Below are 12,891 nucleotides of genomic sequence, written 5' to 3' on the forward strand. Positions count from 1 at the left end.
TATCGGAAGCGCGGGGTAAAACTTAAACAATTTATAATATATTTATGTATTTAGTCCGGATGCGGTGTTCCACTCGCCGAATCAAAGGAAGCGCAGCGGTTGTTTTAAGGGAGCTGGCGGCGGGTTAGCTGGGGAGATTCGGCAGATAATTATCCAGAATCTGCAGATAGTTGGCCCGGGCATAGGCGGATGCATCGCCGGCGTGGCGCTGACTGAGTACCCCCTTCAACTGCTCGATGGAGTCGTACGGACTCTCTTCCAGCCACTGGGTCATGTCATTGAGTATCTGTGTCAACCGGCCTGCTCCGTGCAGTAGCAGGGCGCTGCACAGGTGCACCACATCGGCACCGGCCAGCAGCATTTTCAGCGCATCCTGATAGTCGTGCACGCCGCCGGTGGCGGCCAGGGTAAGTTTCACCTGGCCGTGCAGCATGGCGATCCAGCGCAGTGCCAGCAGGGATTCGGCAGAGCTGGAGAGCTGCAGTCGCGGTGCGACCCGCAAGCTGTCGATATCGATGTCGGGCTGATAGAGACGGTTAAACAGGCTGACCCCGGCGGCCCCCGCCTTCTCCAGGTGGCTAACCATGTGGGCCACCGAGCTGAATTGCGGTGACAGCTTCATGGCGATGGGCAGGGTGACGTGCTGACGCAGTTGGTGCAACAGATCGATGTAGCGCCGCTCTACCTCGGAACCGCTCACCGTACTGTCGCCGGCAATGTAATAGACGTTCAACTCCAGGGCATCGGCGCCGGCCTCCTGTAGCGCCTTACCGTGGCTGATCCAGCCGCCATGGGTGACACCGTTGAGGCTGGCGATAACCGGGATATCCAACGCCTGTTTGAGACGTGTCAGTTGTTCCAGGTAACTCTCCTGTCTGGACAGCATGTTGCTGTGTAGCGGCAGAAAGCTGGCCGCCTCGGCGTGTCCCAAAGCCTGGTTGTTGAGGTAGTCATCCATCACCTGCTGGTCATGCTGCAATTCCTCCTCGAACAGGGAGTACATCACCAGGGCGGCGGCGCCAGCGTCTTCCAGTTGCTTCGCCGTGTCGAGGCTGCGCGACAACGGGGAGGCAGAGGGCACCAGCGGGTTTTTCAGTGGCAGGCCGAGATAGGTGGTACGCAGGTCCATGATCACTCCTTCGCGGGATCGGGCGGCTTCGTGCCCGGTTTGGCGTAGCTGAGTTCCGCCAGTTGACGGTAGTGCCGAAAGTTACTGAGGGCGTGTTTTTGCGCCGCGCCGAGGAACTGCTCCGCCGCTTCCGGATGGCTGCGCCAGAGCATGCTGAAGCGCGTCTCCTGGCTGACGAAATCACGATAGGCGATGGACGGCTCCTTGGAGTCCAACTGTAGCGGATTCTCTTGCTGTTCGACGCGGCGCGGATCGTAGCGGAACAGCGGCCAGTGGCCGCTACGCACTGCCCGGTCCTGCATGGCGTGATTGTTTACCATGTCGGTTCCCCAGGCGGTGCAGGGGCTGTAGGCGATGATCAGCGAGACACCCGGCCAGGATTCCGCCTCCGTGAACGCTTTCAGGGTCTGCACATCCTTGGCGCCGTAGGCGACCTGGGCCACATAGACATCGCCGTAGGCCATGGCGATCATGGCCAGATCCTTTTTCGCCGTTGGCTTGCCGCCGGCGGAGAACTTGGCCACCGCCCCGCGCGGCGTCGCCTTGGAGGTTTGGCCGCCGGTATTGGAGTAGACCTCGGTGTCCAGCACCAGGATATTGATATCGCGACCGGAGGCGAGTGCATGATCGAGTCCGCCGAAGCCGATGTCATAGGCCCAGCCGTCGCCGCCGACGATCCAGACGCTGCGCTTCAGCAGCGTGTCGGCCAGTCCCTCCAGTTGCCGCGCCGCCGGTTGGTCGATCGGCTGCAGTTGCCGGCGCAGCGTAAGGATGCGCTCCCGCTGTGCCTGGATCTCCGTCTCATCCTGCTGGCTGGCCGAGCGCAACTGCTCCACCAGATTCGGGTCTAGTTGGTCGGCAAGCAATTGAAGCAGTTCAACGGCGTGCTCCCGCTGTTTGTCGATAGCGATGCGCAGGCCGAGGCCGAACTCGGCGTTGTCTTCGAACAGAGAATTGTTCCAGGCCGGCCCGCGCCCTTCGGCATTCTGCGCCCAGGGTGTGGTGGGCAGGTTGCCGCCATAGATGGAGGAGCAACCGGTAGCGTTGGCCACCAGCATGCGGTCGCCGAACAGTTGCGAGGCGAGGCGCAGGTAGGGGGTTTCGCCGCAGCCGGAGCAGGCGCCGGAGAATTCAAACAGCGGCTCCAACAGCATGGCGCTTTTCATCACCGTGCCGCGCACCTCGCGCCGGTCGAACTCGGGCAGGGCAAGGAAGTAATCGAAATTGATGCGCTCCTGCTCACGCAGTGGCGGCTGCGGCGCCATGTTCAGCGCGCGTCGACCGGGGTGTTCCTTATCCTTGACCGGGCAGATCTCGACGCAGAGTCCGCAGCCAGTGCAATCCTCGGCCGCCACCTGATAGACGATATGCGCCCCTTCGGGGAACTCCTTACCCTTGACCGGCATGTGCTTGAAGGTCGGCGGCGCGTCGCCGGCTCGATTCGGGTCAAACAGCTTGCTGCGGATGGCACTGTGCGGGCAGACGAAGGGGCACTTGCCGCAGGCGATGCAGAGCGCTTCGTCCCACACCGGGATCTCCAAGGCAATATTGCGTTTCTCCCAGCGTGTGGTGCCGGTGGGCCAGGTGCCGTCGGCGGGAAAGGCGCTGACCGGCAGTTGGTCGCCGAGCCCGGCGATCATTTTCGCGGTCACCTGCTGGACAAATGACGGCGCATTCGCGGCGACCACCGGCGGGCGGTCGAAGGTTGAGGTGACCTGGTCAGGCACCTTAACCGGATGCAGATTGGCCAGGGCGGCATCGATGGCGCGGAAGTTGAGTTCGATGATCTTGCCGCCCTTCTTGCCGTAGGTCTCCTCCACGGCCTGTTTGATGGCGGCGATCGCCTTGTCGCGCGGCAGCAGATCGGAGATGGCGAAGTGGCAGGTCTGCATGATGGTGTTGATGCGCTGCTGCATGCCGCTCTCCTGCGCCACCCGGTAGGCGTCGATCACGAAGAAGCGCAACCGCTTGTCGATCATCTGTTGCTGCATAGGGCGCGGCAGGGTGTCCCAGGCTTGTTCGGGCGGTGCCGCGGTATTGAGCAGGAATACGCCACCCGGCGCGGCTTTCTGCAGCATGTCGTAACGTTCCAGGAAGATTGTCTGGTGACAGCCGATGAACTGCGCCTGGTCGTTGCCGATCAGGTAGCTGGAACGGATCGGCTGCTTGCCAAACCGCAGGTGCGAGACGGTGACGGCGCCGGACTTCTTGGAGTCGTACTCGAAATAGCCCTGGGCCTGCAGCGCGGTGGTTTCACCGATGATCTTGATGCTGTTCTTGTTGGCGCTGACGGTACCGTCGGAACCGAGGCCGTAGAACAGCGCGCAGTTCACGTCGCCAGCCGCATCGGTGTGGAAATCGCTATCCCATGCCAGGCTGGTGTGGGTGACGTCGTCGTGGATGCCGATGGTAAAACCGTTTTTCGGTTTGTCTTGGTTCAGTTCATCGAATACCGCGTTGACCATGCCCGGCGTGAACTCCTTGGACGACAGCCCATAGCGTCCACCGATAATGCGCGGAAGTTCGCGAAAGGGTGACTGCCCGGCGGAGAAGGCCTGGGCGACGGCGGTCAGGATATCCTTGTAGAGCGGTTCGCCGTCGGCCCCCGGCTCTTTGGTGCGGTCGAGCACGGCTATTCGGCGTACGCTGGGCGGCAGGACGGTGAGCAGGGCGGTCGGGTCGAAGGGGCGATAGAGCCGCACCTTGAGCAAGCCCACCTTTTCGCCACGGGCCAGCAGATGATCGACGGTTTCGTGTGCCGTCTCGGCCCCGGAACCCATCAGCACGATCACCCGTTCGGCGTCGGCTGCGCCGACATAGTCGAACAGGCGGTACTGCCGGCCGGTCAATTCGGCGAAGCGGTTCATAATCCCCTGCACCACTACCGGCATCTTTTGGTAGTAAGGGTTGACGCTCTCCCTTCCCTGGAAATAGGCATCGGGATTTTGCGAACTGCCGCGCAGCACCGGATGTTCCGGGTTGAGGGCGCGTTCGCGGTGCGCCTGCACCCACTCGTCGCGGATCAGTTCACGGACCACCGGCGGATCGATCGTCTCAATCTTGGCCACCTCATGGGAAGTGCGAAAGCCGTCGAAGAAGTGCAAGATCGGCACCCGTGCCTCCAGCGTCGCCGCCTGGGCGATCAGCGCCAGGTCCATCGCCTCCTGTACCGAGTTGGCGCAGAGCAGGGCAAAGCCGGTGCCGCGGGTCGCCATCACATCGCTGTGATCGCAAAAGATGGAGAGCGCCTGGGCCGCCAGTGAACGCGCCGCCACATGCAGCACCATAGGTGTCAGCTCACCGGCGATCTTGTACATATTGGGGATCATCAACAGCAGCCCTTGCGAGGCGGTGAAACTGGTGCACAGCGCCCCGGCCTGCAAGGCCCCGTGCAGGGCGCCGGCGGCACCCCCTTCACTCTGCATCTCGACGATGCTCGGCACCGTGCCCCACAGGTTCCGGCGCCCCTGTGCTGACCACTCGTCTGCATGTTCACCCATGGGCGAAGCGGGCGTGATGGCATAGATGGCAATGACTTCGTTGGTGAGGTGGGCAATGGTAGCGGCGGCTTCATTGCCATCAATAGTGGCCATCTGCGGCATTTCTCCTCCCGATGCAGGTGGGATGCGTTTAACAATGGCTCATAGCATAGACCAATGACCGGCATGGTAGGGACTATGGGTGAGAGGATCTCCCTTGATCCTGCGCTAGATCAAAGTGAATATGAAGGCTGGAAAGGGGTTGATTGGGAATCAAGAGCCGGCGACGGAGGACGGACAAATGGATGGCTGGCCTCAAAAGGCAGATGTCTGAAAAGGTTTTTAAACTCGATTTTGAGACTAGGGTGTGACTGGAGTGAGTTTTTACTTTGTGAATTGGTTGGTCCACCTGGGTCCACAGATTTTGTGGCTCATGTCAGACCAAATCTGGCAGTCAGTGTCAGACAGGCTATGGCAACCCCTGAAGTGGACTATAGAGAATATTGGTGATAGAGATCGCAGGGTCTGAAAATAAATGCGTCCCCTTTCGAATCTTATCAGCGAGTCAGGTGAGATAAGGTAACCATTATCGCGTGGTTTCGTCTCCATCTATTTTGCGGCTAGCCCACATAAGCCCCACCCACCCAGCACCCCAAAGAAATTATTTCACCAGACGTCCCTTGTCTGATAACCTGATGAGAATGTAAGGAATATCCAATTGGCAGGATGCTGAAATCACCCCAACCAGTATCCCCATCAAGCTAGCTCGGTGTTGGTAAAAATAAGTCATGGAATGAATATGAAAACGTATAAGGGAAGTTGTCACTGCCAAGCAGTGATATTTGAAATAAATGCGGATTTTCCTGAGCTTACGACCTGTGATTGCTCTATTTGCAAAAGAAAAAATGCATTAATGGTAAAGGTGCATGAAAATGAAATGAGGATATTGAGTGGCGAAGAATCTTTAACGACCTATCAATTTCATACACACACCGCAAAACACTATTTTTGTAAAGTTTGTGGAATATATCCATTTCATAGAAAAAGAGTTACACCAGACTATTTCGGTGTAAATGTTTACTGTCTAGACGATTTCGATCCAGCGGGTATTCCTGTAAGGGCTACGGACGGTGTAGGGATGAAATGATGACGGTTCTAACGAACCACCTGATAAAAACATGCAGCAGAACGTTTTGATTCATAGTTCATTTGTACCACCGCTACGCTATAGCACAAATGCCCCATTCTACAAAACGTCTTTAATGTTGGCGTTAGCGCACAAAAATGAAGCGAAAACTTGTAATTACAGTAGTAATATTTGCCTTGGTGGGGCTTGTGTTTTTTTTATACATGCTAGGCGCATCATTGCAGCCATCTGCTCAAGCGAAATCGGAGCGCTCGCAGCATGACATTTCTACCCTAAAACCAGGCCAATATCGTATAGAGCATTTCGGTCGTCCTGATGCGTGGAGTGATGAAGTATTACTTATCAGGGATTGGGATAAAAAATATTATGCTTATCTTTTACCAACTGAAAATGGAAAGGTCATATTACCCGATCGCTGGTGGGGCTGGGGTTACTACCATTGTGCAGATTTTCGGCCCGAGTTAGATGAATTAGGCTTCATAAAGAAGGACGGCATTATCAAGTGTCATGATAAAGAAACCCGTGAATGGGGGATATCCTTGTGGGAATGGACATATGACGGTAGCCCAAAGGACAAATGGGGTATCGACATGTATTCGCCACCAATAGAGGTTAATAATGGTACTTTATACATTAACAGGTAAAAGCGCTAACCAGTCGCACTAGAAGGACGCTCGTTTCACTCGTGCCTCTGTGCTCAAACGCAGAAAAGGGAGCGGATTTGTTTTCTACGAGTGGCCCCCCTGGACACCCAAGGTCTGCCGGTAGCCATCTGCTGCTACGCCAATGGTTACCGGTACCGAGACGTTTCTGATCTAGTCGGCTCAGCTGCGCCTTAGGACACTCCCGCCCAGATGCACGTAGGGATGTTTGCATTCAATCGGACGGTTACACCATTGATCGATATGTTGGGTGACCGTTTTGTTCAAGGTTCTGGTATCTTTTTCATGGTGGTGGTTCCTTTGGTCGCTGATCAGTTAGCCAACGACGCCTCCGCCTCTTCACCGTTTAATGTCGCCAAAGCCGTACTGCCGTGCTGATGAAAATCATCTTTCCCAGGGGAAGTTATACCGTCCGTGTCTTCTCTACCAGGAAGCTTGAATCTACTATTGATCTTCTCCATGGCCTTGGTTTGATCGGAGAGCTTATGGGTATATTGTTCAAGATCTGATCGAATCAATTTATTTTTTTCACTTTGCTCGAAAACATGCTTGACCTGTTCGGCAATATCCTTTGCGTTGTATGAGATCTCTTCAACAGCAACCACCATCCGCTCCATTTCAGTGGCTACGGTTTGTGTTGATTGATCGATCGATTGGAATGAAATCATGGCATTTAAAACGTTCTCTTGAGTGGAGGATCCCAGCTCGATCCCGGACTTCATGAGGTCGTTCATCTGACGTGACTTTTGATCGAATTGTTGAATGATCTCGCCAATGCTGCTGGTTGCACTGACGGTCTTCTGTGCCAGTGCCCGTACTTCATCAGCCACGACCGAGAATCCACGTCCCGCTTCACCGGCTCGGGCGGATTCGATTGCGGCATTCAATGCGAGCAGATTGGTCTGGTCGGCAAGACCGTTAATCACATCGATGATGCCCAACATCTTCGCGTTGGATTGCATCAGACTTTCTACTTCCTCGTAAGAGCTCTTTATCAAGTCTGAGATACTGGTAACTGAATCAACACACTCCTTGATCACAGCGCTGCCTTCATGGGTTGCATCGGAGGCGGTATGGGCTGAGTCGTTGACGCCCGCAGAACGTTCAACTACATCCGTAACCGCGACAGATATCTGTTCGGTTGCTACCCTCGATTGTTCGGTTTTCTCTTCGATACTTTTGCTGCTGGCCGCAAGTTGGCCCATGACTTCGTCTAGATGCCGGCGAATGTCGATGAGCAGGTTGTTGCCATCCACCACTTGGTGTAGGACATCAGAGACGTCGTCCAGCGTCTGATTGAAGGCCATTCGTAGTCGAGTGAACTCATCGTTGAGGTTGTTGCTGAGTGCTAAGCGATTGGAAAAATCCCCATCGGCAACTTGTTTTAGAAAGGATTGCATTTGGTCCAATTGCCGGGTGAGTTGTCTGGCCGTACTGCCAAGGCTAAAGAATACCACGAGCCCGACAATTCCTGCGGCCAGTAACATTATTCTGGATGCGGTGTATTTGGATTGATCCGCCAGTTCACCTGCTTGTTTAATTACATCCTCTTTTAGAAGTTGGTTCTGCTGTGAGAGGAGTAGCGACAGCTCTTTTATTATGGGCGCCAGTACGGTCTGTGCATTTCGCTCAGCCGAGGCTAAATTTCGAATTTTTTCAAAAGAGCTTCGGTATTGATTGATTACGATGCCAAGCTTATTGGTCTCCCAACGCATCTTTACGGAGGTTTCTTCAAGCCTTTTAAGCGCTTGGTCTATATCCGCTTCGTCCGCTTCTGACCGTGATATGACAAATTTATTTTGAGCTGCGGCTATGTCATCAATATCGGATTCAATCATTGAGAGTGAGACTCCCTTTAAGGCAAATAAAGCCGCGTCAAAATCCTGTAAAGCTCCAATATTCGGGGGGAAGCCCATTATAATCCGGTTGCCTAGCCACTCTTCCCGGTAAGAACGGTACTTTTTTGCTAGCGTCGCTATCTGATCTGAAAAGGAGATCAACTCATGCTGCTGAAGGGTGGTTGCCACCTGTTGCATCGAGGCAGGTAAGAGAGTGATGTTCCTCAGATCCTCTCGGTATTGTTCTATTGTGTCAGCGGATATTTCCGAAGCGAACGCTTCTAAACGTAAAATCTGATTTGAAAAGGAGAGTGATAGCTGTTCATATTTGTTGGCATTGCCTTGTCTGCTAAAACTGCGATCAATATTGTTCAGGCCCCACAACGCAGCGCTTACCACGCATAGCAATCCAAAGAGGGTTAGAAATATTACTATAAGCAGCTTCTGTTTCCAGGAATACTGAGGCACTAAGTTCATCAGATAATCCTCCTGTCGGTTTATTCTTTGAGCGATCCACAGCAGCCCTGTTGTGATACTGGGTTCCTCTAGGGATTGGCTGCTTTATCAAGTAAGGAATTGAGTGTGGTAGTGAATTTATCTCTATCTTCAGGATCATCCAGGCTCATCGATAGATTATTTATAAGTTCATCTATAGATGAGGCTTTCCTTATTTCATCGTCGAACAATACATTGGCGAATGGGCCAATGCAGGTAACGAGAGCGTTATACACCAGTTCCTGTTTCACCATGTCCATCTCCTCAGCAGTTTCTCTTGTGTCTTGTCTGAATAGATCTAGTACTTCGTCGGTAAGCGGAGTGACATTTTCTGAATGGGTTGTGAGGCCAAAATGAAACTTGCATTTTCTCGGTTCATAATCCCTTAGCGCGTCAAGTGCCGGTTTACCGGCAGTCCCTTGATATTTGGCTGAGATGATGTGTCCATCCATAAAGAATATCTGAACCAATTTGCCGTTTGAAAGAACAACAAAAAGCGCGCCGGTCTCTCCACTTTCGAGGTGGTTTGTAATGCTATCTTTTAAATCAACGACACTCGTCATTGTGCAGTTGCCCTTTGCACCGAACTGGCCATATTTCTTCGCTTGACTCGAATGATCGCCAAGTTGATACTTTTTGACATACGATATACTGCCCTTGCCAATTCGCCGACCTCATCCTTACGTTCACTCTCATCGATCTTTGTCGGGAACTCTCCTCTGCTGCATGCGTCTGCTATTTTTGTCAATCTTTTAATAGGTGTTGAGACCTTCAGGCTGGTCATAATAGAGATGAGTAGCGTGAAGCCAACTGTCAATATGACAAGAGCGATGGTGTTGATCCTGCCCTGAATTAGGGTTGAAAACGCTTCGTCATAATCTTGTTGAATGATTAACCGCCAATCGGGGCCTACGGTACGTGAAAGCATGACTTTCTCTCGGCCGTCATGTTGCTTGATTTTGAACTGATCATTGGCTTGTTGATCAATAGCGGGATGATCCGAAAAGTTTTGAAGTGTACTGTTTGATGCGGTATCGGGACCTCCCATAGCAATGAGTCTATTTTTATCATCGATCAGAATCGCCACGCCCGTTTTTCCGATGGTTAAATCTGCTACGTATTGACTGATTGCAGTCAGGGTGGAGCATTGCGTGATGAGCCCAACGGTGGCCGATTTTGTGCTTTGTGGGCCGGTAATCGGTAAAGAGAAGCAATGGAGCGGTACAGGTTTAACCTTCCCAATTAGCACTTGCTGCCCCATTTTTTTACCGGACAAAACTTGTTTAACGTATTCCCTGTCACTGTAATTTCGCAACGGCTTACCGTCACTTCTGGCAATGGCATCTCCCTTGGTGTCCATCACAAACAGCAGTGATACCCAATCAAGATTTGCTTTTGCCGACTTTAAAATGGGTACCAGGTTATCCGCTTCCATATATTTTGCTGCGTCAAGGCTGGCCACCAAGCTGGCATTGCGAATATTTTTATCAACCCAATTTTCTATTTCACTGGAGACAACTTGTGCCGTCTGTTTAAGCTCCTGTTCAACCGCAGCGGTCTGTTCTGCTTCGTTCAGGTGTACCTGATAAATGAAACCAAGAAGGGGAATGCTCGATACTATGAGGCAGTTGAGGAGAATTCTCTGGAACAGATTCAGTTCTATCTTCATAGCGCCCTCTTCTGAGTGTGAGAAAGAAATAGTTGTAGTGGTTTACTGGCTACTACAAGTTTTAGGCCAATCTTTTCCGCTCCTTTCTTAAGTCCCCGGTGCCATTTGCTTTTTATTGAATGGCAAGCGGATCAGATGCGTATCTGATGCGGGAGTTTGCGCCAGAATTGGCTTATGTGTGCGGTCGAATCGGAAATTTTTTGCTTAATTTTCCAAACTGAAACAGGGGGTAGACCGTGGTTTCCATGGTTTTGATCGAGAATGCGTAAAGAGAACGGAACTGTTTTCTACGGGCAAGCCTTGTGTTGGAGTGACCGACTACTTTTGGATGAAAACGGAAATTTATTAAAAGCCTGCGAATGTCAGTTTTTCGAATTGGCAGTTTGGTTTTGCGGGATCGGATAGCGGAGGCTTTTGTTTAATAGTGCAATCAATAAAAAAAGGGTTAGCACGTTTATGCTAACCCTTTGTTGTTGGTGGGCCCACCAGGACTCGAACCTGGGACCAATGGATTATGAGTCCACTGCTCTAACCAACTGAGCTATAGGCCCGAAAAACGGTTGTGATTACAGGTCTCCGTCGAGGAAGCTGCGCAGGTTCTCCGAACGGGAGGGGTGACGCAGTTTACGCAGAGCCTTGGCTTCGATCTGGCGAATACGTTCGCGGGTAACGTCGAACTGCTTGCCCACCTCTTCCAGGGTGTGGTCTGTGTTCATGTCGATACCGAAACGCATGCGCAGCACCTTGGCTTCCCGTGAGGTGAGACCGCACAGCATGTTCTGGGTCGCTTCGCGCAGGCCTTCGCCAGTAGCGGAGTCGATCGGCGAGATGACGCCGGAATCCTCGATGAAGTCGCCCAGATGTGAATCTTCATCATCACCGATCGGGGTTTCCATGGAGATCGGCTCTTTGGCGATCTTCAGCACCTTGCGCACCTTGTCCTCGGGCATGTCCATGCGCTCAGCCAACTCTTCAGGAGTAGCTTCGCGTCCCATCTCCTGCACCATTTGGCGGGAGATGCGATTGAGCTTGTTGATGGTCTCAATCATGTGCACCGGGATACGGATGGTCCGGGCCTGGTCCGCGATGGAGCGGGTGATGGCCTGGCGAATCCACCAGGTGGCGTAGGTGGAGAACTTGTAACCGCGCCGGTATTCGAACTTGTCCACCGCCTTCATCAGGCCGATGTTGCCCTCCTGGATCAGGTCCAGGAACTGCAGGCCGCGGTTGGTGTACTTCTTGGCGATGGAGATCACCAGACGCAGATTGGCCTCCACCATCTCTTTCTTGGCGCGGCGTGCCTTGGCTTCGCCGATGGACATCTGGCGGTTGATCTCTTTGATCTCGGCAATGGTCAGTTTGCAGCGCTGTTCAAGCTCAAGCAGCTTTTTCTGGGCGCGCAATACATCGTCCTTGATCTCCGTCAGTGCTTCGGAGTAACCCTGTCCGTTGTCGATCTGGCGATCGATCCAGGCGAGGTCGGTTTCGTTGTCCGGGAAGGAGGTGATGAACTCTTTACGCGGCATGTGTGCGGTGTTGACGCACAGATCCATGATGGCGCGTTCCTGGCTGCGTACAAAGGCGATTGCGTCGCGCAGGTTTTCCACCAGGGTGTTGAACACCTTGGGGCTGTAGCGGAAGTCCATGAAGGCGGTAGTCAGCTCTTCGCTGGCAGCGATGGTTTTTTTGTGCTCGCGGCCGTGCTTCTCCAGCAATGTGATCTGGTTTTTGGCGGCGGCTCTCAGCACTTCGCTCTTGCGGGCGGCTTCTTCGGGATCAGGTCCACGATTGGGATCTTCTTCCTCTTCGTCCTCATCCTCGTCTTCATCGTCATCGTCGATGTCTTTGCTAGAGGCGCTGGCGTCGGTTTTGGGTGCAGGGACCGGCGCGACAATTTCCGCCTCTTCCTCTTCCGGTTGGGCAAAGCCGACAATCACGTCGGTCAGGCGCATCTCTTCAGCGTCTACCTTTCCCAGGAGATCGATGATGGTGGTGATGGTATCGGGATAGGTGGAGAGGGCGGTCAGTACCTGATTTTGTCCCTCTTCGATCCGCTTGGCGATTTTCAGCTCGCCCTCGCGGGTGAGGAGTTCGACGGTACCCATCTCGCGCATGTACATACGCACCGGATCGGTGGTGCGACCAAAATCGCTGTCCACGCTGGCCAGTGCGGCGGCGGCCTCTTCGGCAGCGTCGTCATCGGCGGAAACGGCGGAGTCGCTCATCACCTGATCATCGGCGTCCGGGGCACTCTCATGCACCTGGATGCCCATGTCGTTGATCATCCGAATGATGTCTTCAATCTGCTCGGGTTCTACGATGCCGTCGGGTAGGTGGTCGTTTACTTCGGCGTAGGTGAGAAAGCCTTGTTCTTTACCTTTCGCGATCAGTTGCTTGAGCTGGGATTGCTGCTGTACCTTATCCATTTCCTGCCTTAAATTCTAAGGGGCGTGCGCGAATGTCAAGCGGCGA

At 53.5% G+C, this 12,891-nt stretch carries 8 protein-coding genes and 1 tRNA gene; 2 read left to right on the top strand and 7 right to left on the bottom strand.

Features of this window, described 5'->3' with window-relative positions:
* Positions 1 to 124: 124 nt before the first annotated feature.
* Together ACQY5R_RS02620 and nifJ are read right to left on the bottom strand one after the other, a co-directional pair.
* The gene (locus ACQY5R_RS02620) at positions 125 to 1,129 is read right to left on the bottom strand and encodes a dihydroorotate dehydrogenase-like protein (RefSeq protein WP_428604119.1); all 1,005 of its coding nucleotides are present in this window, start codon (positions 1,127 to 1,129) and stop codon (positions 125 to 127) included.
* Positions 1,130 to 1,131: 2 nt separating this feature from the next.
* Complete coding sequence (gene nifJ, locus ACQY5R_RS02625; RefSeq protein WP_428604121.1) at positions 1,132 to 4,722, bottom strand: pyruvate:ferredoxin (flavodoxin) oxidoreductase; 3,591 nt, start codon at positions 4,720 to 4,722, stop codon at positions 1,132 to 1,134.
* A 685-nt stretch (positions 4,723 to 5,407) separates the two neighbouring features.
* Between nifJ and ACQY5R_RS02630 the strand changes: the two genes are divergently transcribed.
* A complete protein-coding gene (locus tag ACQY5R_RS02630; RefSeq protein ID WP_428604123.1) occupies positions 5,408 to 5,755 on the top strand; it encodes a GFA family protein in 348 nt (115 codons plus the stop codon).
* Positions 5,756 to 5,892: 137 nt separating this feature from the next.
* The gene (locus ACQY5R_RS02635; RefSeq protein ID WP_428604126.1) at positions 5,893 to 6,399 is read left to right on the top strand and encodes a hypothetical protein; all 507 of its coding nucleotides are present in this window, start codon (positions 5,893 to 5,895) and stop codon (positions 6,397 to 6,399) included.
* 329 nt (positions 6,400 to 6,728) lie between these two features.
* Here the strand turns inward: ACQY5R_RS02635 and ACQY5R_RS02640 are convergent, their stop codons facing one another.
* From ACQY5R_RS02640 to rpoD, 5 genes are all read right to left on the bottom strand, one after another.
* On the bottom strand, positions 6,729 to 8,732 hold the full coding sequence (locus ACQY5R_RS02640) for a methyl-accepting chemotaxis protein (protein ID WP_428604129.1): 2,004 nt from the start codon (positions 8,730 to 8,732) through the stop codon (positions 6,729 to 6,731).
* A 68-nt stretch (positions 8,733 to 8,800) separates the two neighbouring features.
* Positions 8,801 to 9,313, bottom strand: coding sequence for a hypothetical protein (locus ACQY5R_RS02645; RefSeq protein ID WP_428604131.1), 513 nt, complete (start codon positions 9,311 to 9,313; stop codon positions 8,801 to 8,803).
* Entirely contained in the window at positions 9,310 to 10,419 is a 1,110-nt protein-coding gene (locus ACQY5R_RS02650; RefSeq protein WP_428604134.1) for a HAMP domain-containing protein, read from the bottom strand. The genes ACQY5R_RS02645 and ACQY5R_RS02650 overlap by 4 nt, the downstream gene beginning before the upstream one ends.
* 474 nt (positions 10,420 to 10,893) lie before the next feature.
* A tRNA-Ile gene (locus ACQY5R_RS02655) sits at positions 10,894 to 10,970 on the bottom strand.
* 15 nt (positions 10,971 to 10,985) lie between these two features.
* Positions 10,986 to 12,845 (bottom strand): RNA polymerase sigma factor RpoD, encoded by a 1,860-nt coding sequence (gene rpoD, locus ACQY5R_RS02660; protein WP_428604137.1) that lies wholly within the window; start codon positions 12,843 to 12,845, stop codon positions 10,986 to 10,988.
* Between the last annotated feature and the right edge of the window lie 46 nt (positions 12,846 to 12,891).

The sequence above is a fragment of the Sedimenticola sp. genome (genome assembly GCF_050289425.1).
Lineage (GTDB): Bacteria > Pseudomonadota > Gammaproteobacteria > Chromatiales > Chromatiaceae > Sedimenticola.

What these genes read in the sequence shown, in the direction of transcription:
- ACQY5R_RS02620 (WP_428604119.1), bottom strand. Translation starts at nt 1,129, where the DNA reads ATGGACCTGCGTACCACCTATCTCGGCCTGCCACTGAAAAACCCGCTG.
- nifJ (WP_428604121.1), bottom strand. Translation starts at nt 4,722, where the DNA reads ATGGCCACTATTGATGGCAATGAAGCCGCCGCTACCATTGCCCACCTC.
- ACQY5R_RS02630 (WP_428604123.1), top strand. Translation starts at nt 5,408, where the DNA reads ATGAAAACGTATAAGGGAAGTTGTCACTGCCAAGCAGTGATATTTGAA.
- ACQY5R_RS02635 (WP_428604126.1), top strand. Translation starts at nt 5,893, where the DNA reads ATGAAGCGAAAACTTGTAATTACAGTAGTAATATTTGCCTTGGTGGGG.
- ACQY5R_RS02640 (WP_428604129.1), bottom strand. Translation starts at nt 8,732, where the DNA reads ATGAACTTAGTGCCTCAGTATTCCTGGAAACAGAAGCTGCTTATAGTA.
- ACQY5R_RS02645 (WP_428604131.1), bottom strand. Translation starts at nt 9,313, where the DNA reads ATGACGAGTGTCGTTGATTTAAAAGATAGCATTACAAACCACCTCGAA.
- ACQY5R_RS02650 (WP_428604134.1), bottom strand. Translation starts at nt 10,419, where the DNA reads ATGAAGATAGAACTGAATCTGTTCCAGAGAATTCTCCTCAACTGCCTC.
- rpoD (WP_428604137.1), bottom strand. Translation starts at nt 12,845, where the DNA reads ATGGATAAGGTACAGCAGCAATCCCAGCTCAAGCAACTGATCGCGAAA.